Here is a 26,341-nt window from a genome sequence, read left to right as displayed (position 1 = left end):
TTAGCTCCAAATATATAAAAAGCCCCGCAATAGCGGGGCTCCCATATAAAATAAAAATTTAAAATCTTAATAATCCCTGTTCACGTCAAATGCTTCCAGGTATTCGGCTACGCGTTTTACGAAAGAGCCACCCAGTGCACCGTCTACCACGCGGTGGTCGTAGCTGTGCGACAGGAACATCTTTTGGCGGATGCCTATAAAATCGCCCTCAGGGGTTTCTATAACTGCCGGCACTTTACGTATAGCACCAAGCGCAAGGATACCCACCTGCGGCTGGTTAATTATCGGCGTACCAAACACACTGCCAAACGTACCTACGTTGGTCACCGTATAAGTACCACCTTGCGTATCGTCCGGTTTTAGTTTACCGGCCTTGGCACGGTTACCCAGGTCATTTACAGCCTTGGCCATACCCACAAGGTTCAGCTGGTCGGCATTTTTAATCACCGGTACTATAAGGTTACCATTTGGCAGGGCCGCAGCCATACCCAGGTTAATGTTTTTCTTTTTAATAATGTACTCGCCGTCCACGCTTATGTTCATCATCGGGAAGTCCTTCAGCGCTTTAGCTACAGCCTCCATAAATATAGGGGTAAAGGTAAGCTTCTCGCCCTCGCGTTTCTCGAAAGCCGACTTCACCTTATCGCGCCATTTTACTATGTTGGTCACATCTACCTCAATGAACGACTGCACGTGCGCCGACGTTTGCACGCTCTGCACCATATAGCCCGAAATAAGCTTACGCATACGGTCCATTTCCACAATCTCATCGCCACCGTTTACCGATACCGGAACAGCTTTAGTTGCCGGTTGTTGGTTGTTGGTTGTTGGAGCAACAGGTGTTGAAGCCGGTGTAGCCGATGGCTGAGCGCTGATAGCTGATAGCTGGCCGCTCTTCCTCTTCTCCACATACTCCAGTATATCATTCTTGGTAACGCGGCCGTCTTTGCCGGTACCGTTTATGCTTTCCAGTTCGGCAAGGCTTACGCCCTCCTCTTTGGCAATATTTTTCACCAATGGCGAGTAGAACTTATCAGTACCCGAAAAATCTACGGGAGCAGATACGCTTTCTACCGCAGCAGCAACCGATTTCTCGATAGCTTCCACATGTGCAGCGCTTTCGACAGGGGCAGCTTCGGCAACCGGGGCCACAGCTACAGCGCCGCCTTCGGTTTCTATATAGGCTATCGTCTGGCCTACCTGCACCACATCGTTTACATTAAAAAGTATCTCGCTAAGCACCCCCGAAACTTCAGACGGCACTTCAGAATCCACCTTATCGGTAGCAATTTCCAATATCGCCTCATCGGCCTCTATTGGGTCGCCTACTTTTTTAAGCCAATTCGTTATGGTTGCTTCGGCAACACTTTCTCCCATTTTGGGCAACTTAAGTTCAAATTTTGCCATATTGTTAATCAAATGGTGTATTTCAAATTTATGTTTGCGAATTTAATAAAAAATCAATCCAAAAAATATTTCGAAAACATTTTTTCTCACGATTTAATCGATATCACCGTGCCGCGGTCGTCGCTGCTGTTACTGCCTATGATAAAATCGGCGCCATCGGGCTTCATTTTATAGGTAAATGCACCGCCGTGCTGTTCCATAAAGGCTATCATTTGCCCGTAAGGCACAGTAGCGGCATCAAAGATAACCTCAGCACCCGCGTGTTGTAAAAATACGCTTTCTGCATGTAAATCGGGCACGGTTACCAATGGTTTTTGCAAAACATCCTGTAAAGCCGTAGTTAGCTGCCCGTTACCCGACACCAAAATATACGACTGCGGCACCACAACCTTGCCCGTGCGGTTCTTTTTTACGAACATAAAAGCAAACGCCCCTAAGCGCATAAACAGGTCGAACACCGGGTATGACCTGAAGTGCTTTTTATAAAAAAACTGCATCGCCTCACGGAAACGCCTCATGTACGTACCGTCCTTTACCGTGCTTTCTCCCTTAAAGTGGATAGCTGTTACCTTACCAAAGTAATAATTGCCCAGTCCCTTTTTAGTCACAGTATACGACAGGTCGAAATCATCGCTGTACATAAAGCAGTCCTCATCAAAGCCGCCCACTTCCAGGTACAGGCTGCGCTCCATAAACATAAAGGCGCCCACCAGTATATCGGTAGTACCTATACCGTTTTGGACAACGGCCTTGTTATAATATTTGTTGAATGATTTCACCCCCGGGAACATCTTATACAGCCCCGATATTTTGGTAAACGCTACCCAGGGTGTAGGTAGCCCGCGCTTGCTTTCCGGCAAAAAGTTACCCCGGCCGTCCACAAGCTTTATGCCTGTAATACCTGTATTTAGTGTATCGCCAACAAACCGGAACAGCTTATCAAACGTATCTTCGGCTACCACCGTATCGGGGTTCAGTATGCATACGTAGTCGCCTTTGGCAGCAGCCACACCTATATTATTACCCTTGGGGAAACCACTGTTTTCGGGGTTTTCTATCAGCACCACATCGGGGAAGTACTGCTTCACCATGGCACAGCTGTCGTCGGGTGAGTTGTTGTCTACCACAATAATCTCCGCATTGAGATGGCGGGTGGCACGTTGCACGCTTTGCAGGCACAGGTGCAAAAAATGGCGCACATTGTAGTTTAGTATAATTACCGATAAACGCATTGCACAAAGATAAGCAAGTTACTATATCATTAAAAATTTTACCCAAATGATGAAACAAATAACTACATTTAGTCACCAATAGTATAAACAACCCTTTATGAAAAGATTTATCGTACTATCCGCTGCGTTTTTCTGCTTATCGGCTTACGCCCAAAACTATACCCGCCGCGACAGCCTGCAGGGTGGCCTGCGTCCCGAACGTACCAGTTACGACGTGCTGCGCTACGACCTTAATATTACCGTAGACCCCGAAAAGAAGTTTATTAAAGGGTACAACGATATTACCTTTAAGGCCACCGAAGCTACCAGCCGCATACAGGTAGACCTTTTCGAAAACATGAAGATAGACGGAATAACGCTGGGCAAGATTAAACCCACCTACAAGCGCGATAACGATGCGGTGTTTATTACCTTCCCGAAACCTTTGGAAAAAGATAAGGAGTATACGCTGCGTTTTTCATATTCGGGGAATCCGGTCATTGCTAAAAATGCCCCGTGGGACGGCGGTTTTGTGTTTACCAATGATACCAACGGCAAACCGTGGATTGGCGTAGCCGTGCAGGGAACAGGTGCCAGCCTTTGGTACCCTGTAAAAGACCACCAGACCGACGAACCCGACCGTGGTGCCAGCATAAAAGTGGCCGTACCAAATGGCCTTATGGACGTGAGCAATGGCCGATTTATAGGCAGCACCGACCTGAAAAACGGTTACACCCGTTGGGACTGGGAGGTAAAAAACCCCATAAACAACTACGATATCACCGTAAACATAGCCGACTACGAGCACATACACGACCAGTACAACAGCCTGAGCCTGGACTACTACGTGCTGCGTGGCAATGTTGATAAGGCTAAAAAGCAGTTTGATGAAGTAAAACCTATGCTGCAATGCTTTGAAGAAAAATTCGGCCCCTACCCTTTCTATGAAGACGGTTACAAACTGGTGGAAACGCCCTATTTGGGCATGGAACACCAAAGTGCCGTGGCGTATGGAAACAACTACCGCAAGGGCTATATGGGCATGGATATATCCGGGACGGGCGTAGGTATGAAATTTGACTATATCGTGGTGCACGAAAGCGGGCACGAGTGGTTTGGCAACAGCATTACCAGTAAGGATATCGCCGATATGTGGATTCACGAGGGCTTTACCACCTACAGCGAAACGGTATATGTGGAATGCCGCGAGGGCTATGACCAGGCCATGAAATACATTTACGGCCAGCGCCGCAGCGTAGAAAACCGCAAGCCTGCCATAGGCATCTTCGGGGTGAACAAGGAAGGCAGCGGCGATATGTACTTTAAAGGCGCCCTGATGCTGAACACCCTGCGTAATGTGGTTAACGATGATGCCAAATGGTGGAAACTGATATACGATTACAGTACCAAATACAAAAAACAGGTTATTGATACCGAAACGGTAATAAGCTTCTTCAACTCTCAAACCGGGCTGGAGCTTACTCCCATTTTTAACCAGTACCTGCGCTATGCGAAAATCCCGGTACTGCAACTGAAGCTCGAAGGCAATGCCCTGCAATACCGCTGGGTAACGGACGAACCCAACTTTGCCATGCCGGTAGAAGTTACCATTGCAGGCAAAACCCTTCGCCTTGCTGCCACTAACGACTGGAAAAAGGAAACGGTACAGGCAACGTCATTAAGCGATGTAGCTGTGTCTGATAAAAAGTTTTATGTAAAAACGGAGAAGCTGTAGGATTTTACCTTTTAGCTACGGAGGATCGGCATATCTATAGAAAATATTGAAGAATCGCATTTTAGGAGTTCCGGAGGAACGGCATACAATCATAAAAATATGCCGCTCCTCTGGAGCTCTGCCCACTCTTGCCTATCCAATAGCTATAGATATGCCACCCCTCCGGGGTTTACTAACGGACAAAGTTAAGGTTTCGAACACCAGTGAAACCATACCCAAACTGGTGAAGCAAGTGGAACACCCGATTGCAATTACTACTTTCGAAATAGTTTCATTTAACATAAACGGAAGCAGGAATACCTTATTTATCAATCAGGTCTTTCTGCTCCTGTTGTTTGTAATATTCCTGTAGTACATAAAAAGCCTTCTTTCTATTGCCCTCGCCGTCTATCAGCCCTTTGCGGTTAAAGCCGTTCTGGTAATCGGGGTTATTTCTCTTTGGCGACCTGAAATCGATGAGTATCCACGGGCTTACGCCAATGTAGTTTTTAGGGAAACGGTTTTTAAACATTTCTATCTGCTCCTTATAATACCATTCCTGGTACTCCTCGCTAAAACGGGCTTCCTTACTGTCGTGGAAACCGGTTTTTGCCTCGGCGCCTGTTTCACTGATAAAGAACGGCTTCTTGTACTTAGTGTCCCATTTTGCCGTCCTGCAGCCATCAGGCGTAGAGCCGTACCAACCCAGGTATTCGTTCAGCGAAACAATATCGGTATATTCCCCCAGCGGGTCGTCTACGTAATTAACGCCTGCATTATACCTTACTTCCAATGCCGCCGAAACAAGCCTTGAAGGGTCCTGTGCCTTGGCATCTTTGGCAAGGGTACTCATAAAAAGGTTCCTATTTTCGCTTACCGGAGTTTCATTGCCCACAGACCACACGAATACCGATGCCCTGTTCCTGTCCCTGGTAATCATTTCCTTCAGTTGTTGCTGCGCTTTTTTAAGTACTTCAGGGTTACCAAAGTCGATGGTCCAGTACACAGGGATTTCATCCCATACAAGTATGCCCAACGAATCTGCCACACGCACCATATTTTCATTGTGAGGATAATGGGCAAGGCGCACCATATTGGCATGGAGATCTTTTACATAGCCAAAGAGTTTTTCGGCATCCTGCCTGCTGTGCGCACGGCGAGCCACAACTTCCTCATGGAGGCATATCCCCCTTAAAAAGAGTTCAGTACCGTTAAGCAGCAGCTTCTCACCGTCTGTTCTTATGGTACGGAAACCTATTTTATCAGCAAGCACCTGGCCGTTATAGGTAAGGTGTACATTATACAGCTTCGGGTTTTTGGTAGACCACAAACTTAGGTTCCGGGCTTCAAAGGCTATTGCCACAGAATCTCCCTTTACTTTAAACTCCTTGCTCACCTTCAGTTCGGGGATTTCAACAACCACCTTACCATCAGCAACCGGTTCGTTAAGCTTCACCCAGCCTTTAATGCGGTAGCGTTTGCTTTTTTTCGCCGCGGCAATATCCATCCCTTCGTCCAGCTGTACCTGGTATTGCCCGATAAATTGTTTGGGTACAATAAGCAAATTTACATCCCTTGTAATGCCGCCGTAGTTCCACCAGTCGGTATTGGTTGTAGGGACTTCATCTACAAAGCGTTTGTTGTTTACCTTCACCACAAGGTTATTACCCGAGGGTTTTAATAAACCGGCAGGTACCTTAAAATTAAAAGGGGTAAAACCACCTTTGTGTACACCCAGTTTCTTGCCGTTAAGGTACACCTGCGCCTCATAATTTACCGCCCCGAAATAAAGGTATGCATCTTCAGTGCTTTTCATTACAGGCCGGTCAAACGCTTTATGGTACCACACCGTGCCTTCATAATATGTTAAGGCCTCAACCTGCGTATTCCAGTCGCCCGGCACCTGTATGCTGTACGGGTCTTTGTAGCCGTGTTCGGCCCAGTCGCTTTTATTTTCACTAACGGGTACATTCCAGTAAGCCCCCGGGTCATTTTCCTTCTTTTCTTTTAACCGGTAATCATACCCCCCGGTTTCATAAGGGTCGGCTATGTAATGCCAGGTGCCGTTCAGGGAAACTGATTTCCTGCCTTCGGTATTTATTATCAGGTTTTCCTGGGCACTGCTACAGATGGCCCACAGGCAAAAGAAAAGTGAAAAATAATGTTTCATCGATGTTTGTTGATTTTGTATGGTTTTAAAAACACAAAGCATTCAGGCAATAAACCCTATTGTAAATAAAATTCCCTGCCCCGGCATAAAAACCAAAGCAGGGAACCAAATGAAATTATACTTCAAAAACCTTTACCGTTTCACTGCGCTGAATTTTGCCCGTGCCGGTTTCGGTAAACTGCGTTATAAACAGCACCTCTTTTGGTTTTTCATATTTATCAAGGGCTATGTAGGCATCATCGGTTACGGTATAGGGTTCGCCCTCTATAACCAGCACCAGCCTTTCGCCCAGTACATCGTCAGGGATGCCGTATACAAAGAAGCGCTGCGAAATAAACGACGACAGCTTCTCCTCTATCTGCTCAGGGTACAGCTTTATACCGCCGCTGTTTATCACATTATCTACCCTGCCCAGCCAGATAAAATGTCCGGCATCCAGCACCGAAGCCAGGTCATTTGTTACCACCGTGGTATCTGCTACGTTAGGCGCATAAATAACCAGGCAGCCGCGTGCATCGGCGCTTACGGTTACGCCCGGCAGTGTAGTAAAGGCCACTTCGCCTATACGTTTGGCCGCAATATGGGTCACGGTTTCGGTCATGGCGTAGGTTTCCCAAATTTCGGTAGACAGCGTTTGCAGCCTTGCCGAAAGCGACGGGCTTACCCTGCCCCCGCCCAGTATCAGTTTTTTTACCTGCCCGAGTTTATCAAACGACTGCTCGGCCTGCAGGGGTACCATGGCGGCAAAATCGTATACCTTATCGTTCCCTTCCAGCGGATTGGAAACCGGCGGCGCCATATCCAGCTGCCAGCCGTTTATTATGGCGCGGACCAGCATCATTTTTCCTGCTACGTATTGCGCGGGCAGGCACAGCAATGCCTTGGTATGGTCGTGTTCGCCAAAAAAATCAGCCGTGGCCAAGGCTGAATTTACCATGTGTTCTTTCTTTATGCGGATAAGCTTGGGAATCCCTGTAGTACCTGAGGTACGTATGGCCACATAATCCTTTTCATCAAACCAGTCGAGCAAAAAATCACCCACGGGGTGCTCGTAGGCCTCCCCTTCCTTAATAAGGTCGTAAGCCAGTTTGCGGAGGGCTTCTGCCGTAAAGCGGAAACCGTTCAGCCTGAAATCGGGGTGTACAAATCCTGTTTCGTAGTGGTGCATAGCGTTTGGTTTTTTGGGTTAAACAGCGTCTGCCGGAAGCGTGATTTTACCAGTAAGGCGTTGCTTCCAGTTGTTCCATTTATATATCCTGGAGAAAATAAACAGCAATATCGGGAATAATACCAGCACCGGCAGCAGCACATCTATACCTGCTGAGGGTGCCGAAACATCTTTAAATACCGAAGGCGTTTGTATGGCACTGTAGTCGCTTGTTATGAGCAGGCAGGCCACAAGGTTATTGGCCGCATGGAAACCCAGCGCCAGTTCCAGGCCTTCGTCCATAAGGGTTATGGCCCCTAAAAAGAAGCCCGTACCGATGTAATACAGCAGTACCAGCGGGCCCATTTCAGCTACTTCGGGGTTGGCAATGTGCATCAGCCCGAACATCAGCGACGTAATTACAAAAGCCGCCAACCTGCTTCGGGTAGCAATGCCTATGCCCTGCATAAGGTAGCCCCTGAAAAAATATTCTTCAAAGCTGGTTTGCATGGGCAGCAGCACTACAGATACGGCAGTGAGTATAAGGAACGGCTTCAGGTGGAAGTTCAGTACAAAGCTATCCGGGTCGGCATAATAGGATGCAAATATGGTTATGGCGTTAAACACCCCCCATATAGAAAACGAGGTGAAAATCCGTTTCCAGTCTACCTCCCTGCGCGATGTGGTAAGGCTGCGTATGGTTTGGTGGTGTACCAGCATTACATAGCCCAAAAGCATCAGCAGGAGGATTCCCATAAAGCCGACAGTTTGTATAAATACAGGCATTTCGCCTTGCTGCTCTATCACCTGTTGCATGGCAGCATTTGTGTCTATATCCGAAATAAGCACTGCCACAAGATTAATCAGGATAATAAAAATAAAGAACGCCGAAAACGGCACATACTTGCTGAATTTAAAAGTGCTGTTGTAAGCCTGCTCTATGTACATTATTAAAGAATTGTTAGTATTTGCATTACTACATTAAATATACAACAATTTATAATCATATTGGCATACCTTTGCAAAAAAGAATCAAAAGTGCTTACCATATACCATAACCCACGCTGCGGCAAGTCGCGCGAGGGATTACAACTCATTGAAAACCTTAACCTTCCCTATAAAACCGTAAACTACCTTACGCATCCGCTTACCGAAAAGCAGCTTACCGCACTCATAAAAAAGCTGGGCATAGCGCCTATCGGCCTTGTACGTACCAAAGAAACCCTTTGGAAAGAGCAGTTCAATGGCAAAATCCTTACCGATGAAGAGGTGGTGCAGGCATTGGTACAAAACCCCATACTCATAGAGCGTCCCATAGTGGTAAACGGCCGCAAGGCAGTAATAGCCCGCCCCGCCGAACGGATTTATGAGGTATTGGGCAGGAATTTTAACAAAGCTTTAAGAGTTTCTGATTAAACCTTACGGCACGCATACCGTCATATCACCAAAACTTTACTTACTATATAATTACTTTCATGAAAAAACATCTGCAAACAACCTTTCTACTTGCGCTGTTGCTTGCCGCATTTACCGGCTTTGCACAAAACCCCTCGCAGGGTGGCGGCACGGTAAAAGTAACCGGAAAGGTTATAGACCAGGACAGCAAACAGCCCCTGGAGTTTACTAACGTTATTATACAAACCCCCGCAAACGTAACCGTGGCAGGCGGCCTTACCGATGCTAACGGCCAATATAGCCTGGAAGTGAAACCAGGCACCTACAATATTAAATTCGATTTTATTTCGTTTAAACCGCAACTAATAAACGGCAAACAGATAACCGGCGATACCAACCTGGGCGTGATAACCCTGGCACCCGATGCTACTGTACTGAAGGATGTGGAAATTACCGCAGAACGCAGCACCGTAGAAATTAAGCTGGACAAACGCGTATACAGCGTGGGCAATGACATGATGGTAAAAGGCGGTACCGTAAGCGACGTACTGGACAACGTACCTTCGCTTTCAGTGGATGCCGAGGGTAACGTGGCACTGCGTGGCAACCAAAGTGTAACCATACTTATAGACGGCCGCCCGAGCAACCTGGCAGGCAGTAACGTAGCCGAGGTGCTGCGCCTGCTTCCGGCAGATTCTGTAGATAAGGTAGAGGTTATAACCAACCCGTCGGCGCGCTATGATGCCGAAGGCGGTGGCGGTATTGTAAACATTGTACTGAAAAAAGGAAAGGCAAACGGCTTTAACGGTTCGGTGGTGGCCAATACGGGCGACCCGGCTAACCACGGTATAAGCACCAACCTTAACTTCAGGGGCGATAACTTTAACCTGTACAGCAACCTGGGCTACAACTACCGTAACAATCCGGGCAACTCGTTTACTAACAGCCGTTACCTTGACGACGATAACAACACCACAAGCTACACCAACGAACGCCGCAAAAATGAGCGCATCCGTAAGGGCTTTAACGCCAGCCTTGGCCTGGAATGGTTTATAGACAGTACATTTACATGGACAAACTCGGTTAGTGTGCGCCGCAACGTGGGTAACAACCCGGCCAAGACGTACTACGATAACTACTTTGCCGATGGCAGCTTTAACAACACCCGTTACCGCTACAACGACGAAGACGATGAAGAAAGCAACGTAAACTATGCTACCAGCTTCCTTAAAAAATTCGATGATAAAGGGCACGAACTGAAAGTAGATGCTTCGGTTTCTAAAAATATAGACGATGAGGATGCCAACATATCAGACATGATACTGGATGCAGCAGATACATCAGGCGACACCTACCAGCGTACCCGTAACGACCAGGATGAAACACGCGGGCTTGTACAGGCCGATTATGTTTTGCCCGTAGGCGAAAACGGTAAGTTTGAGGCCGGTTACCGTGGCAGCTTCACTACCATAACTACCGATGCCGTAGCCGAAAACCTGGAAGGTGGCGAATGGGTAAACAACGAAAACTACAGCAACCTGCTGGAATATAAAGAAAAGGTAAACGCCCTGTATACGCAGTACGGCAACAAGATTGGTAAATTCTCGTATATGGCGGGCCTTCGCTGGGAAGACTCTAACATCGATGTAAACCAGCTGAACCTGGACGACTACCACAACAAGCGCTACAATAACTTCTTTCCGAGTGCGTTCCTTGGGTATGAGTTTTCTAATGGCAGCAACCTTACGCTGAGCTACAGCCGCCGTATAAACCGCCCGCGCGGCAGGTTCCTTAACCCGTTCTCAGGGTTACAGAGTAACATCAACATTTTCAGGGGTAACCCGGACCTTAACCCGAGCAAGACCCACGCCATAGACCTTGCCTACCTTAAAAAGTGGGATAAGGTAACACTGAGCACCTCAGCCTACCTGAACGTGACTGACGACAGCTTCCAGTTTGTAAGGCAGCTATCAGGTGATTATGTAACACAGGCCGTAGGCGGTGAGGATATTATAAACCCAGACGGCTCTGTTACCGTAGTAGACGGGCAGGACGTAAGGACTCCTGTAATACTTACCACCCCGGTGAATCTTGCCAAAGAATACCGTTTTGGTTTTGAGTTTAACGTAAACTATACACCGTTTAAATGGTGGAGGATAAACAGTAACTTTAACTTCTTCCGTAACCAGACCAAAGGTGATTATACCTTTAGCTATGAAGACAGTAACACAGGTGAAACCATTACTGATTACCAGGATTTCAATTTTACAGCCTATACCTGGACCAGCCGTATCAACTCAAAAATAACATTGCCGTACAAAATAGACTGGCAGCTGAACGGCCAGTATGAGGCGCCGCAGAAAAGTGCACAGGGCAAACGCCGTGCACAGGCAGGCCTTAATACCGCACTGAGCAAGGATATACTGAAAGACAAGGCTACTATAGCCCTGAACGTACAGGATATTTTTAACTCGCGTAAAATGAAGAATGAAACGTATATAGCGGGCCAGGTGCAGTCGTACAGCGAAATGCAGTGGCGCGTAAGGCAGGTAACCCTGTCATTTACCTACCGCTTTAACATGACCAAAAGCGACAGGCAGAAAGAACAACAACGCCAACGCCAGGACGACGGCGGCGGCGAATATATGGGAGGTTAATTACGACGAAAAAGGAGGCTTAGGCCTCCTTTTTTTATGGAACGGGTGTTAGCCCCCGCCCCATCGGTCAATCACAAAAACAATTAGTTTCCCTCTTGTACGCTTATCTGCGCCTGTTCCAGGATATTTAGTTCTTGTATTTTGTTGCTTTTTGCTGCAATAAGCAAATTAGCCGGGTACCTGAAGTTGGCACCCTTTATAATAAAGTCCACCTTAATACGGGTATTGCCGTTTTCTTTGGTTTCACTTTTAATTTCGTAGCTGTCAAATTTTGGCAGTTGCAACAATATTTGCGGCAGTAGTAAGTCCTCAGTACCCGGGTCTACCTGGCCTATAGTATAGCCCTCTGCCAGTACATTTTTTACAGCATCGGCATTTTGTGTATTCAGCATGGCCAGCACGGCATCTACCTGTGGCTTATACTCGCTTGCTTTTTGTGCTGATACTGTTAATGATACGAACAGTAATACCAGCGGTAATATGAATTTTGTTTTCATGACTAATAGTATTTAAATTAATTATCGGGGATTATACATTGTTTTAATTCTGTGCGGTAGGCAGTTTGGTCTCTACCTGTGCACCTTCAAGTACGTTAAGCTCAGCTATCTTTTTATTGCTGTCCAGTATCAGGAAGTTAGTAGAGTAGCCATACGTGCCGTAGCCTTTTATAAAGAAATCTACCTGAAGCCTTACACCATCTTTCTCTTTGGTTTCAGAAATTATTTCGTAACCGTCAAAATCAGGCAGTTGTTGTAGTATCTGCGGAAGCGATTTTGCTTCGGTACCCGGGAATATCTTATTAATAGAGTACGGGTCGTTTATTACACTGGCTATAACCGAAACATCTTTTGTAGCAAACATCTTCTGTACGGCGTCTACCTGTGGTTTATATTCACTTATTTTTTGTGCCGAAGCGGTTAATGAAACTAACAGCAACACTAACGGTAATATGAATTTTGTTTTCATGACTAAATATTGTTTTAAGATTACAGTACAAATGTAAACCGCTAAAAAGCAACCGATTGTTATGTAGTTTTATCTAGTGTTATTTAGTGTTAAGCGGCAAAAACGCTTTGGGAAAATAACTACATTTGGGCATGGAAAAGAAAAACCTTAAGAAATCAGCCCGGTTTTGGGTGTGGCTGTACGCCGGGCTTATCATACTGTTTTTTACGGTGTTTCAGGCCTACTGGCTGTGGGATGTGTATACAAACCGCCGCGATGTAACCGTACAGGAAACCGAAAACATTATGAAGGAGTACATACTGGGCCGCGATGCATTGCTGCTTACCAATAAGCTTCCGAAAGATTCCAGGGTCCCACCCGAAAGCCTTCGCGAAATGATGACGCTGTCGTCGCAGTCGCAGGTACACGTAGAGGTTGTGGGCGGCGGCGATATGGGCGATGAAAAACTGTCGCACGCACTGGACAGCCTTATGAAAAAGGACAACCTGCTTACCCTTGTAAACCAAATGCTGGAGCCGGTAGTAACTGCTGAAATAAACGAGAAATTTCCGGGACTGGAATTTACACTGGAAAAAAATGCAAAGGCTGCCGGTGCCTCACGCAATATAAAGATAGATTCTAAAATAAACCCTAATGAAAGCTACATGCTGTCCTTTAAAAACCTCAGTATCTACCTTGTATGGAACATGCGCGGGCTTATATTGCTGTCGTTGCTTTGCCTGGCCGTGTGCGTTACCTCGGTATTGTTATTGGTAAAAAACATAAGCAAAAGCCGCAGGCTCATGGAAATGAAGGACAACTTTACCCATAACATTACCCACGAGATAAAAACCCCTATAGCAACACTATTTGCCGCTACTGAGGCGCTGGACAAATACAACATGATACAGGATGAAAGCATGTCGCGCGAGTACATAGGCATCATACAAGCCGGGCTGAAACGCCTGCAATTTATGACCGAAACCATGCTGAACAGCGCCAGCCTTGCCGAAGGCAAACTGATACTGGATAAACAAACAATTTCTGTAAACAGCCTGCTTACCGAAGTGGAAAAAACCGTAGGTCCCTTAGCTGATAAGAAAGAGGCCGTGATAACCTTTACCGGACTAACCGAAGATGGTAGTATATTAGCCGATAAAGAACACCTGACCAATGTATTGTGCAACCTTATAGACAATGCCTTAAAGTACAGTAAGGAAGATGCAAAGATAGCTATACATGCTGCTGATAACGGTAATGCCATAAACATAACCGTAGCCGACAACGGCATAGGCATACCGGCAGAGTACCGTAAGGAAATTTTTAAGCCGTATTTCCGTGTGCCCGAGGGCGACAGGCATAATGTAAAAGGCTACGGACTGGGCCTTAGCTATGTAAAAGACATTATGGAACTGCACGGCGGCGGTATTACGTTGGCCGAAAGCACTTTGGGAGAAGGATCTGTTTTTGAAATAACCCTACCGAAAAACCATGGATGATATTAAGGTACTCTACGTAGAAGACGAGCTGATGCTGGGCAAGGTAACCACCGATGTGCTTACGCGCAGCGGCTTTTCGGTGCGGTGGTTCCATGATGGGGCCAAGGCGCTGGAAGGTTTTGTACCCCACCAGTTTGATATTTGCGTAGTAGATATTATGCTACCGGGTATAGACGGCTATACGCTGGTAAAGGAGTTCCGTAAAACCGACCCTAATGTTCCGGTTATTTTCCTTACGGCGCGTTCGCTTACTGAGGATGTGCTAAAGGGATACGACTTGGGGGGCAACGACTACCTGAAGAAACCCTTCAGTATAGAGGAGCTCATGGTACGCATGAAGGAACTCCTGAAACGCCACAACAAAGCCACTGCTACCGATGCTGAACCAACAGCTCCCGGCATTGTGGAAATTGCGGGCCTGCACTACAATTACGAAACCATGGAACTGGAGCGCGACGGCAAAAAGATAGTACTCACCCACCTGGAAAACGAGCTGCTGCACCGCCTTATAACCCACAAAAACAAAATACTGGAACGCCACCAGGTACTTATGGAACTATGGGGCGACGATACTTTTTTTAACGCCCGCAGCATGGATGTGTTTATTACCCGCATACGCAAGCACTTCGCCGGGATAGACAGCGTATCGTTAGTAAACATACGTGGCATTGGCTATAAGTTTATCGTGAAGTAATGAGCCTCTCCCCACCCCTCTCCGACAGCTATCGTGTGGACACGAATCGCTTTGTGGACATTTTTTTGCTTTCCAAAGGAAAGCCCTGGTGTTCGTGTTAAGCATAATTTAGGTCTTTTGTGGACTTTGTGAAAAACTTTGTGTCCCTTGTGGTAGAAAATTCCTCGCAAAGACGCTAAGTCGCAAAGATGTGTAAACACGATAACTCCAACGGAGAGGGAGCAACCTCACTCAAACCTGAAAAACCTGTGACAATCCTTAAAATCTGTCCCGATGCCTATCGGGATCAGTGTTCCATTTTCTATCGCGTCACAATCAGAAAAAATCATACTTTTGCACTAAAATATTACAATCATGTATAGCTTTTTCGGAACCTGGCCCTGGTATTTGTCGGGCTTTTTAATAGGTGTGGTAATGCTGCTGCTGGTGTACTTCGGTAAAACCTTCGGTATGAGCAGTAACCTGCGCACCATGTGCTCCATACTGGGCGCGGGCAAAACATCAGAATTCTTCAGGTTCGACTGGAAAGCACAGCGCTGGAACCTTGCCGTAGTGGCAGGTGCCATGATAGGCGGTTTTATAGCCACGCACTACCTTACCGATGCCACAAAAAGTGTACAGCTTAACCCTAAAACCGTAACCGAACTGCAACAACTGCACATTGATGCACCAAACGGCAAACTGCTGCCCGATGCCCTTGCCGGTACCGATGCGCTGAAGTCGCCCAAGGTGATACTGATACTGCTTATAGGCGGCGTGCTGGTAGGCTTTGGTACACGTTATGGCGGTGGCTGCACATCAGGGCATGCCATTACCGGGCTTAGCAACCTGCAATTGCCCAGCCTTATTGCTGTTATGGGGTTCTTTATCGGGGGGCTTGTTATGTCGTGGTTTTTGTTGCCTTTAATTTTTGGATAAGATGAAATTATTGAGATTTATACTCGTAGGGATAGTATTCGGCATAGTGCTTACAAAATCAGAAGCCGTGTCGTGGTACCGCATATATGAAATGTTCCACTTCCAGTCGTTCCACATGTTCGGCATCATTGGCGTGGCAGTATGCACCGGGCTTATCGGCCTGCAACTGTTTAAACGCAACAGTGTAAAAGACACAAACGGCCAACTTATAGCCCCGCCGGATAAAGATAAAGGCTTTACCAACTACTTTGTGGGCGGGCTTATCTTCGGTTTGGGCTGGGGTCTTGTGGGTACCTGCCCGGGACCCATATTTATACTTATAGGCTCAGGTTTTATGGGTATCGGTATCGTGCTTATCGGTGCGCTGCTGGGTACCTGGCTGTACGGTGTGCTTAAGAACAAACTGCCGCATTAACCGGCTATAAGCCAACGCAGGGCTTCAATCATTTCCTTGCGCCACAGCTTTTCGTTATGCTGGCCGTTGTGCACTATCTTTTTGTGCAGGCGGCTTTTGTTTTTTATACGCTCCATAACTAACTGCTCCATACGCTCCAGGTCAGGTATGGTAGTGTGGCTTTCGCGGTCACCTGCCATAAGGTAAATGCGGCCGTTTATTTCCGGTATACTTTCGGTTTGGGTGTAGATTTCCTCCCCAAACCAGAATGAAGGCGAAAACACCGCTGCATTGCCAAACACATCAGGATGTTTCAGCGCAGCATAAAACGACAGCAACCCACCTATCGAACTTCCGAAAATACCGGTATTCCGGCTTTCAGGCAATGTCCTGTAATGGCTGTCGATATAAGGCTTCAGGGTATTGATGATAAAGTCAAGGTACACATCGGCATGCCCGCCGCCGTGGGTTTCATTGGCAAACGGGGTCATTTCGTCTATGCGGTTTTTGCCGTGTTCTATACCAATGATAATGGCTTCCACCGGGTCGTGTTTCAGGCGTTCACCGGCAATCCAACTGTGTTTTTCTTCTGCCTGCGCAAAAACGTGCTGGCCGTCGTTCATGTATACCACAGGGTAACGAAAGTCATTCGTGTCGTAACCATCAGGCAGGTGCACCCATATTTTCCTTTCTGAACCAAATTGGGGTGCGTGTATAGAAAAATGTTGTGTGGCAGGTTTGGTGTTGTCCATAGCAGTGTGTGTTTACAACAAACCTACACAATTTACAGGTGGAATTGTCGTAAGGGATTATTAAATGTTGGCCTCACTCAAAGAGCTTTCGTGTGAACACATCTTTGCGGCTTGGCGCCTTTGCGAGAGATTTTTACAATAAGCATAAAAAACTCAGCAGCTAAGTAGCTCAGTGGCTCAACAGCTTTCTCACGGAATCAAATACAAAAAGATACCCGTAAAATGTAGTGCGCTTCCGCCGAGTACAAACACATGCCATATAGCGTGGTTGTACGGGATGCGCTCTTTGGCATAAAAGTAAATGCCAAAAGTATAACACAGCCCGCCACCCAAAATGTACAGCAACATACCCGTAGAAAGGTTGGTTATCATGGGCTTTATGGCTACAATAATCAGCCATCCCATAAGGGCGTACAGCGTAAGAGACAGTTTTTGGTTGTAGCGCAGGGATGTGAATTTAAAGATAAAACCGGCTAAGGCAAACGCCCATATCAGCCCAAAGATGGCCCATCCCCAGGCGCCTTTAAGCCCGATGAGTGCTACAGGTGTATACGTGCCCGCAATAAGCAGGTAAATACACAGGTGGTCGGCCTGTTTTAGTATGCGTTTCCACTTTAGTGTCCAAACTGAGTGGTATACCGTAGACGCCGTGTACAGCAGTATAAGGCTGATGCCAAAAACCAGTGAAGCCGCTATATGCACCGCAGTGCCGTTGATTATGCTGAATGCAAGCATGGCTACCAGCGCTGCTACAGACAATATAGCACCCGTGCCATGGGTAAGGGCATTCCACAGTTCTTCACTTTTACGGTTCTTTTTAACTACAGGTTTCATTGCATCAGTTTTTACAAAGTTACGCAATAATGCTGCCGGGCTATTTTCAATTATGGTTAAAATTAGGGCAGTCTCATTACAGTTTTTTACGGTTTTAGGAGTATAGGGCAAAAATTTTGCCTAAGCCGTATTTAGTTCATACATTAGTGCCGCACACAATAGCAAAAACCAAAGCTCATTACATGAAAACCTTACAAACACTTATGCTGGCTTTATGCCTGCTTTTTGGCCTGCCTGCCAGCTACGCCAAAGTAACCCTGCCAAGCTTCTTTACCAGTAACATGGTACTCCAACAAAAGTCCGCAGTGCCTTTTTTCGGAACCAGTACTGCCAAAGAAGTTACCGTAACCACATCGTGGGACAAAAAATCCTACACTGCCAAAACTGCCAACGGTAAGTGGGAAGTACAGCTTGCCACCCCTGCATACGGCGGGCCGTACACTATACTTATTAAAGACGGCAAGGATAAAATTGAGTTGAAAAACATCCTTATCGGCGAAGTATGGCTGTGTTCGGGCCAGAGTAATATGGAAATGCCGCTGGAAGGCTGGGGCAAGGTAGCCAACTACAAAGAAGAAATAGCCAATGCCAAATACCCTGAAATACGGCTACTGCAGGCCGAACATGTTTTCAGCGAAAAACCGCTGGACGACATCAAGCTGCAATTTGGCGGATGGCAGGTATGCAGCCCTGAAACCATAGGCGAATTCAGCAGTACCGCTTACTTTTTTGCCCGTAAGGTGTACCAGGAAAAGCACATACCTATCGGCCTTATCCACAGCAGCTGGGGCGGTACCATAGCCGAGGCTTGGACAAGCGCCGGTTCGCTTAAGGAAATACACGATTTTAACCAGGCCATAGAAGCCATGGAAGACCCTGAGGTAAAAAATGCACTTCAGAAAAAATATGATACCGATATGGCCGAATGGAATGCAAAGCTTACCGCTAAAGAAGGCAGCATGAAAGACGGTAAAATGGTTTGGGCTGAAGCGGCTTTTAACGATGCTGCGTGGCCTACCATGCCGGTACCTGCGTATTACGAGAATACCGTACTGCCTGATTTTGACGGCATCGTATGGTACCGAAAAACCTTTAACCTGCCAAACGGTGCACCCGGCGACGGCGTACTGGAACTGTACGTAGACGACGATGAAATCACCTGGATAAATGGCGTACAGGTAGGTGCCACACGCGGCTACAACACCCAGAGGAAATATACCATACCGGCTTCGGTATTCCGTAAAGGGGAAAACGTAATTGCCATCCGCAGTTTTGACGGTGCCGGTGGCGGTGGTATTTACGCACCTGAAAACATCGCCATAAAGTTTACCAACCTTTCGGTGCCACTTTCGGGTACGTGGAAGTATAAAGTGGGCGTAAACAGCGCCGACCTTCCTCCGCAGCCGTCTATGCCGGAGAACCAAAACAGGCCTGCGGTGTTGTACAATGCCATGATCCATCCGATACAGAAATACAAGATAGCAGGTGTTATCTGGTACCAGGGCGAGGCTAATGCCACCCGTGCGCAGCAGTACCAAAAGGTATTCCCTACCCTGATTAAAGACTGGCGCAAACAGTTTAACAACCCTGCGCTGCCGTTTTATTTTGTGCAGCTGGCCAACTATAAACAAGTTAAAGACCAGCCTGCCGATGCCGATTGGGCAGAGCTTCGTGAGGCGCAGTTTAAAACGCTTGCCCTGCCGTATACGGGCATGGCTGTGATTACCGATATAGGCGCTGCCGAAGACATTCACCCGAAAAACAAGCAGGACGTGGGTGGCCGACTGGCGTTGATAGCCCTTGCCAAAAACTATGGTGTTAAAGTTGCCTTTACCGGCCCTCTTTATAAGTCGTTCATCAAGAAAGCGAATACCATAGTATTAGACTTTGCCCATGAAGAAGGTATCAAAGCAAAAGACGGTGTGCTGAAAGGATTTGCCATAGCCGGTGCCGACAGGAAATTCTACTGGGCTGATGCCAAAGTGGTAGACGGCAGGATTGTGGTTTCATCACCAAATGTTGCCAATCCTGAAGCTGTGCGCTACAACTGGGCTGATAACCCACAGGGCAACCTTACCAACGATTCGGGATTACCGGCTACATCATTCCGTACCGATAGCTGGCCGGGCGTAACCGACGGCAGGAAATAACCCTGAATCATTACCCATGAAATTAGTAAAGATACTATGCCTGTACGCGCTTATGGCTACGGGCATTTGCCAGGCACAAACCACCGCCCGCAACTGGAACGGTAAAAAATGTGCCGTGGTGCTTACCTATGATGATGCGCTGAATGTGCACCTGGACAAGGTTATCCCCCAACTGAACAGCTTTGGGTTTAAGGGTACGTTTTACCTGATAGGCAATGCAGGTGTGGTAACCAACCGTATTGACGATTGGCGTAAAGCCGCACAACAGGGGCATGAGCTTGGTAACCACACCCTGAACCATCCCTGCATAGGCAGCCTGCCCGGCCGTGGGTTCATAACCCCGGAAACCGACCTTGCCCGTTACACCGTGGCGCGTGCGGTTAGTGAGATACGCGCTACCAATACCATCCTTAAAGCAATTGACGGAAAAAGCCTGCGCACGTTTGCCTACCCGTGTGGCGACCTTACCATAAACGATACGCTGTTTTATGACAGGGTGAAAGGCGAATTTGCCTGCGCGCGTGGCGTGGCCCAGGGCTACCTTCAGGCTAAGGAGGTAAACCTTAGCGATGTGAATGCCTTTGCCGAAATAAACACCACCGCAGACCAGATGATAGCCGAAGTGGAAAAGGCCGAGAAAGCGGGTTCGTTTATAGTGTTTATCTTTCATGGAGTGGGTGGTGAGCATCCGCTGAATGTAGACCTTGAAGAACACCGTAAACTATTGGAATACCTTAAAAAGAAAGAAAAGGACCTATGGGTTACCACCATGGTAGACCTCGCGGTATACATACAAAAAATGCAGCCGACAAAGCGTTAGCATTACAAAATACACAAAAACGAAAATCCCCCTGCACACCGTGTAGGGGGATTTTACTTAGGGGTAGAAGAAAGGGCAAACAAACACAATGGAACGCTCCACCGGTTTACGGTTTGCCTTTAGGATATAATAAAATGAGGTTATAACGCCGGCCTGCCTTTTAAGCACAGCCAACTCAATTTTTGTAGTGGAGGTGATAGTGTAATAACGCTGATGGTGGGATGAATATTGTGGTTTTAACCAAATAAAGTAAGGCCAATCCGATATGGATTGGCCTTACTTTATTCAACGGATAAATCTATGCTTACTCCGTTTTCTTGTTTTTACCGGGAGCGCTGTCCGGGGTCATGCTTTTGGCTACCTGCGCCATGTCCAGTGCTTCGCGCAGCAGTTTTATCTTGCCGTTTTCGGCTACCAGCCTGCCCATGTAAGTCTGGTCGTATTGCTTGCCTGTAGCGGCCACAGTGGTATGCGCATCATACTCGCCAAAAGCCTGGTCCGGTGTATCAATGTGTATTCTGATATTGTCAAATTTAAACCCCGGGAAGGTTTTCGGCAGGTTTTTCAGGAAGTTGTAAATTACATCCTTACCATGCCATTGCCACGGCATACCCAGTGTTTTCAGGTAAGGAAGTTCTATGGTGGCATCATCGGCAAACAGCTCTATAACTTTGTCTGTATCGTTAATATTTGCGAGGTAGCCCAATAGTAATTCTTTGGCAGAAGTTGTCGCAGCAGCCTCCTTGGGTGACCATAATACTACTTTCGGGTTGTTCTTTTCATACCCCTTGCCGTCAGGGTACGAAACCAGTTCCATTTTACTGCCCCACGGCGTTTCAAAATATACCCAGGTTTCGCCCGCAGTATCACCCGATGGCGTGGTGAAAGGCTCACCCAGTATTTTCACACCTTTGCTTTTCAGGTAGTTTACCGATTTGTTGATGTCTGCCGTATAAAACGCAATGTGCGAAGCGCCCAGGTCATCGGCATTGGGTTGTTTGTGGCTGCCTTTGCTGTTGGCATACTCAAAAACCTCTATACTGGCACCGGTACCGGCATGTAGCATTTTTATGGTCACTGCGCCGGTGTTAGGATTTATGTGGTTCAGTTCTTTCCAGGCGGCATCAAGCGGAATGGGGCCGAGCTGTGTTACGGGTGTAAAGCCAAGCGCATCGTTAAAAAAGGTTACAGCTGCTTTAAGGTCGGGCACGTTAATGCCTACGTGGTCTATGCCTGTAATGCCTGCTTTATTTTGGGCAGAGGCATTTTCGGTAGTGGAAAAGAACAGTACTAAATTTAACAGGGCTACTGCCGAAGCCTGTACTTTTTGGGTTTTATGAGTTGTTTTCATGACGTTATTATTTATGTGTTGAAAAATGAGTTGTTGAAAAATTAATTGCTGTATGCGGCTAACCATTTTGCCTTAATATCGGCACGGGCCTGTATAAATTCCTTGTCGGTACCCTGAGCTATGGCATCAAGCGGGAAACGCAGTGGGCGGTCGCCTTTTTTCATTTCCACGAGTTCCAGTATACCGTTGGCTATGGTTTGCGGGTTCATATCGAACTGGGCCATCTTACCAAACAATGCCGCTCCAAGGGCATTAAACTTATCAGTAGCTGCTGTACCATATTGTTCAATGATTTCGGGTTTATCGGCGTGGATGCCCGCTTTAGAACCGTTGTTCATTTCGGTAGGATATACACCCGGCTGAATGCTTACGTTTTCTATACCGTATTCGGCAAGCTCATCCTGTAGGCCTTCGGTAATGCTTTCTACCACCAGCTTAGACGAGATGTACGGAATCATGAACGGAAGCGTATGCCCGCTGGCACCTGTGGTAATGTTGATGATAAGGCCGTTCTTTTCTTTCCTCATAGAAGGCAGCACCGCCTGGTAGGTGCGCAGTACGCCGTATACGTTTACCTCAAACATTCGTTGCATTTGTTCTATCGAATACCCTTCCAGCAAACCGAAACCGCTTACTGCTGCATTGTTTACCAGTACATCTATTTTTCCGTATTTGGTCAGTACCTTATCAAAGGCTGCGGCTACCGAAGCATCGCCGGTAATATCGATATCCACTACCTCTATGTTGTCTATGGCTGAAAGCTCCTGTGCTGCGGCGGCGTTTTTATCGGTTGTATTTCGCATACCGGCAATAACCGAATGGCCTGCGCCTGCTAATGTGATGGCTGTTAGTTTACCAAATCCTGTGCTGGTTCCTGTAATGAAAATTGTTTTTGACATGACTTCTAATTTTTAATGTTTATAATGTTGCTTTTGAACATTACAAAGTTGCGGCAAGCGCCAAACCTGTACATTGATTAGAAATAAGTAAAAACTTGATATAGATCAATTGGAATCCTTTTCCATTTCGACGATAGAAGAAATCTCTAATAAAAAGGGATTTCTCCACTCCGCTACGCTGCGGTCGAAATGGAAAAAAAACTATTTCTTGGCTGTTTGTTTCCTGATACGGCTCAGGGTTTCTGGGGTCATGCCCAGGTAAGAGGCTATCATACCCTGCGGGATGCGTACGGCAAAGCCGGGGTATTTGCTGATAAAGTTGAGGTATTTTTCTTCAGCGGTAAGTGTCAGCGTTGCGGCTATGCGGTTTTGCGCGGCAATAAAACTCCTTTGCAATATGTTTTGTATCATCATATTGAAAGCAGGTATTTCGCGGCACAGCAGCTCAAAATTGTCGTGTGTGAACAATACCAGCTCGCAGTCTTCCACAGCATCGATGTTAAACTTAGACGGTTGTTGTGCCAGCAGGCTTTCGCGGTCGCCTGTCCACCAGTTTTCTATGCTGAAGCTCAGTACGTGTTCCCCGCCCTTTTCATCAACCTTATAGGTACGCAGGCAGCCCTTTGTAACAAAGGCATCGTATTTCCAGATGTCGCCTTCCTGGAGCAGGTACTGTTTTTTACGCAGCTTTTTTATAATGGCAAATGACCGTATGCGCTCCGATTCGGCTTCGGTAAGGGTTGCTTTATCGTCAAGGTATTTGCGGAATACTTCGTACATATGGGATTGATGCTAAACAAGCCGAAAATACTGCATTTAAAAATGAAAACAAAGCGTTTTCCTTACAAAGGCAGCGGTGCGTAGTCCATCCATTTTTTAAAGATGGAAATGCGTTCCTTTATAAAGCGTTCGGTATAGAAGAAGTTCGACCAGTCATCGAAATTCTCGTGGTGGAACTGGAAATAAAACATAAAGAAGCCAAAACCAAACAGCTTCATACTGCCCAGTTCGGTATCGCTTACAGGCCTTACAGTGCGGTAGGCTTCCAGGAATACGGTAAAGCAGCGGTCGGCATGCTCGCGTGTGCATTTTCCCGTCATTACATCAAAAAAGTAATGGACGTAAAAAGTGGTAATATCGTTTATAAGATGCCCTTTTCCTGCAAAATCGAAGTCAAAGAAGGTTATTTTATCTTCTCCCAAAAAATGGAAGTTCTTCGGCAGGAAATCATATTGGCAATATCCTGTGGGAAAATCGTGCAGCGGCAGTTTCTCCAACTCAGCTATTACATACGCGGTTGTTTCTTTAAGGTAAGTGTATTCTTCAGGCAGCTGTTCAAAATCCGGCGCTATAACTTCTAAAGGCTTGCGCAGCATCGTATCTATAGTATACTCCCTGCGCGGAAACTTAAGCTCGGTAGTGGCAGCAATGGTATGGAGCTTTGCCATTTCGGCACCCAATAACTTTAGTTGGGCATCGCTTAGCACGTAAACCGGTTTTCCCTCGGCATAGGTAAACAGCATCCCGAAGCGCTGGCCCTCGGCGGCGTTAAAAGGCGTAAGCATGTCCCCGTAAATATTCGGCAGGGTGTACGATATACTGACACCGTTATCCTTAAAAGCGGTAAGAAGCTCGGCCTCGCCGCGTATTTCGGCTTCAGGGCGGTGGCTGTCGCGGTATATTTTAAAGATGTATCTGGTTTCGGTCGTCTCTACAATATAAGTATCGCTTACGTTATGTATAAGCAGCCTGCATGCGGTTACGGGCAGGCCGTACATATGGCCTATGTAGCTGCCTACTGCCTCGGCCTTAAGCACGGAATACTGGGTCGGGAAAAGGGTCATTATAAGGTCTGGGATATATTAAAAACAAAAAACCGGAAGTTTTAAAACTTCCGGTTTGTGGGGAGAGCAGGATTCGAACCTGCGAAGGTTTCCCAACGGATTTACAGTCCGTCCTCGTTGGCCGCTTGAGTATCTCCCCATAAAGTGTTACTGAAACAGTTTCACTTTTTCGCCATTGCGGTTGCAAATATAGTGTTGTTTTTTTAGTAAGCAAACAAAAAATGCGGTAAAAGCTTAACTAATTTTTAATCGACTGATGTATAGTGGGTAATAACTGAAAATTTTTAATGCCGGTACCGCTATAAATGCAAACAGCCCCTAAAAGGGGCTGTTGTGTAGTATATGCAATGCGTTTATTTCATCAGTTTACCTACTTCTGTAGCCAGGTTATTGCCTACAAGATCGCGGGCTACTACCTTACCATTTGCATCCAGCAGGAACGGGGCCGGTATTTGCTCTACGCCGTACATAGCCGCAATAGGGTCTTGCCAACGCTTAAGGTTAGATATGTGAGACCATGTAAGGCCGTCTTTTTTTATAGCCTCTTTCCAGGCACTTTCATTATCATCAAGCGATACGCTTATAATGTTAAGGCCCGCATCATGATATTTTTTATACAGCGCTACAAGTGCAGGGCTTTCTTTACGGCAAGGGCCACACCAAGATGCCCAAAAATCGATAATCGTAGCCTTTTTACCCATAGCCTGCTTTAGTGCTAACTGCCCTCCCTCGGGTGTTTTGGCAGAGAACTGAGGTGCAGTGTCGCCTACCTTTACAGTAGACTTGGCGGGTTCTGGCTTAGGCTGCGGTACAGCCTGGCTCACTTCTTCCAGCCTTTTAAAATAATCTTCAATCTGCTTGCCCTGCATGGTGTTCCTTACAGAAGCGTCCAGCTTGTCAAACATGGCTTTTACTTCCTTGTCTTCTTTAAAATGGAAACGGTGTACTATGGTAACACCATTAAGGCTGGCTAATGCTTTAGGGTTTTCGGTTACAAACTTGGTAATGTCGGCTTCAAACTTCTCAAGAAGTTCTTTACGCTGTTTCATAAGCTTGTTTGTGGTAACTGTATCTTTCCTTTCTTCAGCCATTTTGTACGGCCTAAGGTTTTTTTTCTCAAAGCTTTGCAGCTTCATACGGTGCGTTTTAAATACCCTTTTCAGGTCTTCAAACTTCTCGTTGTTGTACGTGCCCGAAAGCTTAGAGTTAAGTATAGTATCTTTATCTACAGCTATATCTATACTGCCCGGTTCCAGTACAAAATCAAGGGTTTCCATAGGCTTCTGCTGGAAACGCAGGTAGTATACATCGGCAGCAGATATGGTATCTTTAAATGTAAATTCGGCATTGTGCACCATTACGGTATCTATAGGTGTGGTACCGTTTGGCAGGGCCTTTTCAAGTATTACCATTTTACCTTCCCAAGACGGGTCTACTGTACCGGTTACTTCATATTCTTTTTCGCCAAGCTGCTTGCACGATATGGCCAGCAGGGAAAGGGACAGTAGCAAAGCTATTTTTTTCATCTGATTAAAAGTCT

General features: G+C 46.6%; 23 protein-coding genes and 1 tRNA gene. 9 read left to right on the top strand and 15 right to left on the bottom strand.

The annotated features are described in order from the left end of the window. Positions 1–66 precede the first annotated feature (66 nt). Positions 67–1,407, bottom strand: coding sequence for a dihydrolipoamide acetyltransferase family protein (locus ACZIX4_RS18255; RefSeq protein ID WP_463337082.1), 1,341 nt, complete (start codon positions 1,405–1,407; stop codon positions 67–69). An 86-nt stretch (positions 1,408–1,493) separates the two neighbouring features. After that, complete coding sequence (locus ACZIX4_RS18250) at positions 1,494–2,639, bottom strand: glycosyltransferase family 2 protein (RefSeq protein WP_463337081.1); 1,146 nt, start codon at positions 2,637–2,639, stop codon at positions 1,494–1,496. A gap of 97 nt (positions 2,640–2,736) precedes the next feature. Here ACZIX4_RS18250 and ACZIX4_RS18245 point away from each other — a divergent pair, with 97 nt between their 5' ends. Beyond that, a complete protein-coding gene (locus ACZIX4_RS18245) occupies positions 2,737–4,353 on the top strand; it encodes a M1 family metallopeptidase (RefSeq protein ID WP_463337080.1) in 1,617 nt (538 codons plus the stop codon). Between the two features lie 301 nt (positions 4,354–4,654). Here the strand turns inward: ACZIX4_RS18245 and ACZIX4_RS18240 are convergent, their stop codons facing one another. The 3 genes from ACZIX4_RS18240 to ACZIX4_RS18230 all read right to left on the bottom strand — a co-directional run bounded on the left by ACZIX4_RS18240 (position 4,655) and on the right by ACZIX4_RS18230 (position 8,597). Further along, positions 4,655–6,502: a glycoside hydrolase family 2 protein gene (locus ACZIX4_RS18240; protein ID WP_463337079.1), complete on the bottom strand. Its 1,848-nt coding sequence runs from the start codon at positions 6,500–6,502 to the stop codon at positions 4,655–4,657. Positions 6,503–6,617: 115 nt separating this feature from the next. Next, complete coding sequence (locus tag ACZIX4_RS18235) at positions 6,618–7,670, bottom strand: AMP-binding protein (protein ID WP_463337078.1); 1,053 nt, start codon at positions 7,668–7,670, stop codon at positions 6,618–6,620. Between the two features lie 18 nt (positions 7,671–7,688). Then, the gene (locus tag ACZIX4_RS18230; RefSeq protein ID WP_463337077.1) at positions 7,689–8,597 is read right to left on the bottom strand and encodes a lysostaphin resistance A-like protein; all 909 of its coding nucleotides are present in this window, start codon (positions 8,595–8,597) and stop codon (positions 7,689–7,691) included. A 90-nt stretch (positions 8,598–8,687) separates the two neighbouring features. Here ACZIX4_RS18230 and arsC point away from each other — a divergent pair, with 90 nt between their 5' ends. Both arsC and ACZIX4_RS18220 read left to right on the top strand, forming a co-directional pair. Further along, the gene (arsC, locus tag ACZIX4_RS18225; protein WP_463337108.1) at positions 8,688–9,065 is read left to right on the top strand and encodes an arsenate reductase (glutaredoxin); all 378 of its coding nucleotides are present in this window, start codon (positions 8,688–8,690) and stop codon (positions 9,063–9,065) included. Between the two features lie 59 nt (positions 9,066–9,124). After that, positions 9,125–11,701 carry a TonB-dependent receptor gene (locus ACZIX4_RS18220; protein WP_463337076.1) on the top strand — a complete coding sequence of 859 codons (2,577 nt, stop codon included), beginning with the start codon at positions 9,125–9,127 and terminating at the stop codon, positions 11,699–11,701. Positions 11,702–11,784: 83 nt separating this feature from the next. Here the strand turns inward: ACZIX4_RS18220 and ACZIX4_RS18215 are convergent, their stop codons facing one another. Together ACZIX4_RS18215 and ACZIX4_RS18210 are read right to left on the bottom strand one after the other, a co-directional pair. After that, the gene (locus ACZIX4_RS18215) at positions 11,785–12,198 is read right to left on the bottom strand and encodes a hypothetical protein (protein WP_463337075.1); all 414 of its coding nucleotides are present in this window, start codon (positions 12,196–12,198) and stop codon (positions 11,785–11,787) included. 43 nt (positions 12,199–12,241) lie between these two features. Further along, complete coding sequence (locus ACZIX4_RS18210) at positions 12,242–12,667, bottom strand: hypothetical protein (RefSeq protein ID WP_463337074.1); 426 nt, start codon at positions 12,665–12,667, stop codon at positions 12,242–12,244. Between the two features lie 131 nt (positions 12,668–12,798). Here ACZIX4_RS18210 and ACZIX4_RS18205 point away from each other — a divergent pair, with 131 nt between their 5' ends. The 4 genes from ACZIX4_RS18205 (at position 12,799) to ACZIX4_RS18190 (ending at position 16,172) form a co-directional block, all read left to right on the top strand. Continuing rightward, positions 12,799–14,145: a sensor histidine kinase gene (locus ACZIX4_RS18205; protein ID WP_463337073.1), complete on the top strand. Its 1,347-nt coding sequence runs from the start codon at positions 12,799–12,801 to the stop codon at positions 14,143–14,145. Beyond that, positions 14,138–14,839: a response regulator transcription factor gene (locus ACZIX4_RS18200; RefSeq protein WP_463337072.1), complete on the top strand. Its 702-nt coding sequence runs from the start codon at positions 14,138–14,140 to the stop codon at positions 14,837–14,839. The genes ACZIX4_RS18205 and ACZIX4_RS18200 overlap by 8 nt, the downstream gene beginning before the upstream one ends. Before the next feature lie 354 nt (positions 14,840–15,193). Further along, a complete protein-coding gene (locus ACZIX4_RS18195; protein ID WP_463337071.1) occupies positions 15,194–15,757 on the top strand; it encodes a YeeE/YedE family protein in 564 nt (187 codons plus the stop codon). A 1-nt stretch (position 15,758) separates the two neighbouring features. Continuing rightward, a complete protein-coding gene (locus ACZIX4_RS18190; RefSeq protein ID WP_463337070.1) occupies positions 15,759–16,172 on the top strand; it encodes a DUF6691 family protein in 414 nt (137 codons plus the stop codon). On the opposite strand, the gene ACZIX4_RS18185 is transcribed toward ACZIX4_RS18190, so the two are convergent. Together ACZIX4_RS18185 and trhA are read right to left on the bottom strand one after the other, a co-directional pair. Next, positions 16,169–16,903, bottom strand: coding sequence for an alpha/beta hydrolase (locus tag ACZIX4_RS18185; protein WP_463337069.1), 735 nt, complete (start codon positions 16,901–16,903; stop codon positions 16,169–16,171). The two genes, ACZIX4_RS18190 and ACZIX4_RS18185, sit on opposite strands and share 4 nt — an antisense overlap. A gap of 189 nt (positions 16,904–17,092) precedes the next feature. After that, positions 17,093–17,737, bottom strand: a complete 645-nt coding sequence (gene trhA, locus ACZIX4_RS18180) for a PAQR family membrane homeostasis protein TrhA (RefSeq protein WP_463337068.1) — start codon at positions 17,735–17,737, stop codon at positions 17,093–17,095. A 182-nt stretch (positions 17,738–17,919) separates the two neighbouring features. Between trhA and ACZIX4_RS18175 the strand changes: the two genes are divergently transcribed. Further along, entirely contained in the window at positions 17,920–19,887 is a 1,968-nt protein-coding gene (locus ACZIX4_RS18175) for a sialate O-acetylesterase (RefSeq protein ID WP_463337067.1), read from the top strand. Between the two features lie 16 nt (positions 19,888–19,903). Then, positions 19,904–20,707, top strand: a complete 804-nt coding sequence (locus ACZIX4_RS18170; RefSeq protein ID WP_463337066.1) for a polysaccharide deacetylase family protein — start codon at positions 19,904–19,906, stop codon at positions 20,705–20,707. Between the two features lie 304 nt (positions 20,708–21,011). Here ACZIX4_RS18170 and ACZIX4_RS18165 read toward each other — a convergent pair whose 3' ends face one another. The 6 genes from ACZIX4_RS18165 to ACZIX4_RS18140 all read right to left on the bottom strand — a co-directional run bounded on the left by ACZIX4_RS18165 (position 21,012) and on the right by ACZIX4_RS18140 (position 26,327). Beyond that, positions 21,012–22,058 (bottom strand): VOC family protein, encoded by a 1,047-nt coding sequence (locus ACZIX4_RS18165; protein WP_463337065.1) that lies wholly within the window; start codon positions 22,056–22,058, stop codon positions 21,012–21,014. 41 nt (positions 22,059–22,099) lie between these two features. Next, the gene (locus ACZIX4_RS18160) at positions 22,100–22,957 is read right to left on the bottom strand and encodes an SDR family NAD(P)-dependent oxidoreductase (RefSeq protein WP_463337064.1); all 858 of its coding nucleotides are present in this window, start codon (positions 22,955–22,957) and stop codon (positions 22,100–22,102) included. Positions 22,958–23,158: 201 nt separating this feature from the next. Next, entirely contained in the window at positions 23,159–23,737 is a 579-nt protein-coding gene (locus ACZIX4_RS18155) for a Crp/Fnr family transcriptional regulator (protein ID WP_463337063.1), read from the bottom strand. 62 nt (positions 23,738–23,799) lie between these two features. Further along, positions 23,800–24,801 carry a phosphotransferase enzyme family protein gene (locus ACZIX4_RS18150; RefSeq protein ID WP_463337062.1) on the bottom strand — a complete coding sequence of 334 codons (1,002 nt, stop codon included), beginning with the start codon at positions 24,799–24,801 and terminating at the stop codon, positions 23,800–23,802. Between the two features lie 58 nt (positions 24,802–24,859). Continuing rightward, positions 24,860–24,940, bottom strand: a tRNA-Tyr gene (locus tag ACZIX4_RS18145). Positions 24,941–25,154: 214 nt separating this feature from the next. Next, complete coding sequence (locus ACZIX4_RS18140; RefSeq protein WP_463337061.1) at positions 25,155–26,327, bottom strand: redoxin domain-containing protein; 1,173 nt, start codon at positions 26,325–26,327, stop codon at positions 25,155–25,157. Positions 26,328–26,341: the final 14 nt, after the last annotated feature.

The organism is Flavobacterium niveum, from assembly GCF_055231775.1.
The sequence above is the reverse complement of the archived record's forward strand: the minus strand, read 5'-3'. Positions and strand labels throughout refer to the sequence as shown.

Bases quoted from the DNA above. Each gene is read 5' to 3' on its own strand.
- ACZIX4_RS18245 (WP_463337080.1), top strand. From the start codon at position 2,737: ATGAAAAGATTTATCGTACTATCCGCTGCGTTTTTCTGCTTATCGGCT.
- ACZIX4_RS18165 (WP_463337065.1), bottom strand. From the start codon at position 22,058: ATGAAAACAACTCATAAAACCCAAAAAGTACAGGCTTCGGCAGTAGCC.
- ACZIX4_RS18230 (WP_463337077.1), bottom strand. From the start codon at position 8,597: ATGTACATAGAGCAGGCTTACAACAGCACTTTTAAATTCAGCAAGTAT.
- ACZIX4_RS18160 (WP_463337064.1), bottom strand. From the start codon at position 22,957: ATGTCAAAAACAATTTTCATTACAGGAACCAGCACAGGATTTGGTAAA.
- trhA (WP_463337068.1), bottom strand. From the start codon at position 17,737: ATGAAACCTGTAGTTAAAAAGAACCGTAAAAGTGAAGAACTGTGGAAT.
- ACZIX4_RS18190 (WP_463337070.1), top strand. From the start codon at position 15,759: ATGAAATTATTGAGATTTATACTCGTAGGGATAGTATTCGGCATAGTG.
- ACZIX4_RS18140 (WP_463337061.1), bottom strand. From the start codon at position 26,327: ATGAAAAAAATAGCTTTGCTACTGTCCCTTTCCCTGCTGGCCATATCG.
- ACZIX4_RS18205 (WP_463337073.1), top strand. From the start codon at position 12,799: ATGGAAAAGAAAAACCTTAAGAAATCAGCCCGGTTTTGGGTGTGGCTG.
- ACZIX4_RS18215 (WP_463337075.1), bottom strand. From the start codon at position 12,198: ATGAAAACAAAATTCATATTACCGCTGGTATTACTGTTCGTATCATTA.
- ACZIX4_RS18250 (WP_463337081.1), bottom strand. From the start codon at position 2,639: ATGCGTTTATCGGTAATTATACTAAACTACAATGTGCGCCATTTTTTG.
- ACZIX4_RS18220 (WP_463337076.1), top strand. From the start codon at position 9,125: ATGAAAAAACATCTGCAAACAACCTTTCTACTTGCGCTGTTGCTTGCC.
- ACZIX4_RS18185 (WP_463337069.1), bottom strand. From the start codon at position 16,903: ATGGACAACACCAAACCTGCCACACAACATTTTTCTATACACGCACCC.
- ACZIX4_RS18240 (WP_463337079.1), bottom strand. From the start codon at position 6,502: ATGAAACATTATTTTTCACTTTTCTTTTGCCTGTGGGCCATCTGTAGC.
- ACZIX4_RS18150 (WP_463337062.1), bottom strand. From the start codon at position 24,801: ATGACCCTTTTCCCGACCCAGTATTCCGTGCTTAAGGCCGAGGCAGTA.
- ACZIX4_RS18175 (WP_463337067.1), top strand. From the start codon at position 17,920: ATGAAAACCTTACAAACACTTATGCTGGCTTTATGCCTGCTTTTTGGC.
- ACZIX4_RS18210 (WP_463337074.1), bottom strand. From the start codon at position 12,667: ATGAAAACAAAATTCATATTACCGTTAGTGTTGCTGTTAGTTTCATTA.
- ACZIX4_RS18235 (WP_463337078.1), bottom strand. From the start codon at position 7,670: ATGCACCACTACGAAACAGGATTTGTACACCCCGATTTCAGGCTGAAC.
- ACZIX4_RS18195 (WP_463337071.1), top strand. From the start codon at position 15,194: ATGTATAGCTTTTTCGGAACCTGGCCCTGGTATTTGTCGGGCTTTTTA.
- ACZIX4_RS18255 (WP_463337082.1), bottom strand. From the start codon at position 1,407: ATGGCAAAATTTGAACTTAAGTTGCCCAAAATGGGAGAAAGTGTTGCC.
- ACZIX4_RS18170 (WP_463337066.1), top strand. From the start codon at position 19,904: ATGAAATTAGTAAAGATACTATGCCTGTACGCGCTTATGGCTACGGGC.
- ACZIX4_RS18200 (WP_463337072.1), top strand. From the start codon at position 14,138: ATGGATGATATTAAGGTACTCTACGTAGAAGACGAGCTGATGCTGGGC.
- ACZIX4_RS18155 (WP_463337063.1), bottom strand. From the start codon at position 23,737: ATGTACGAAGTATTCCGCAAATACCTTGACGATAAAGCAACCCTTACC.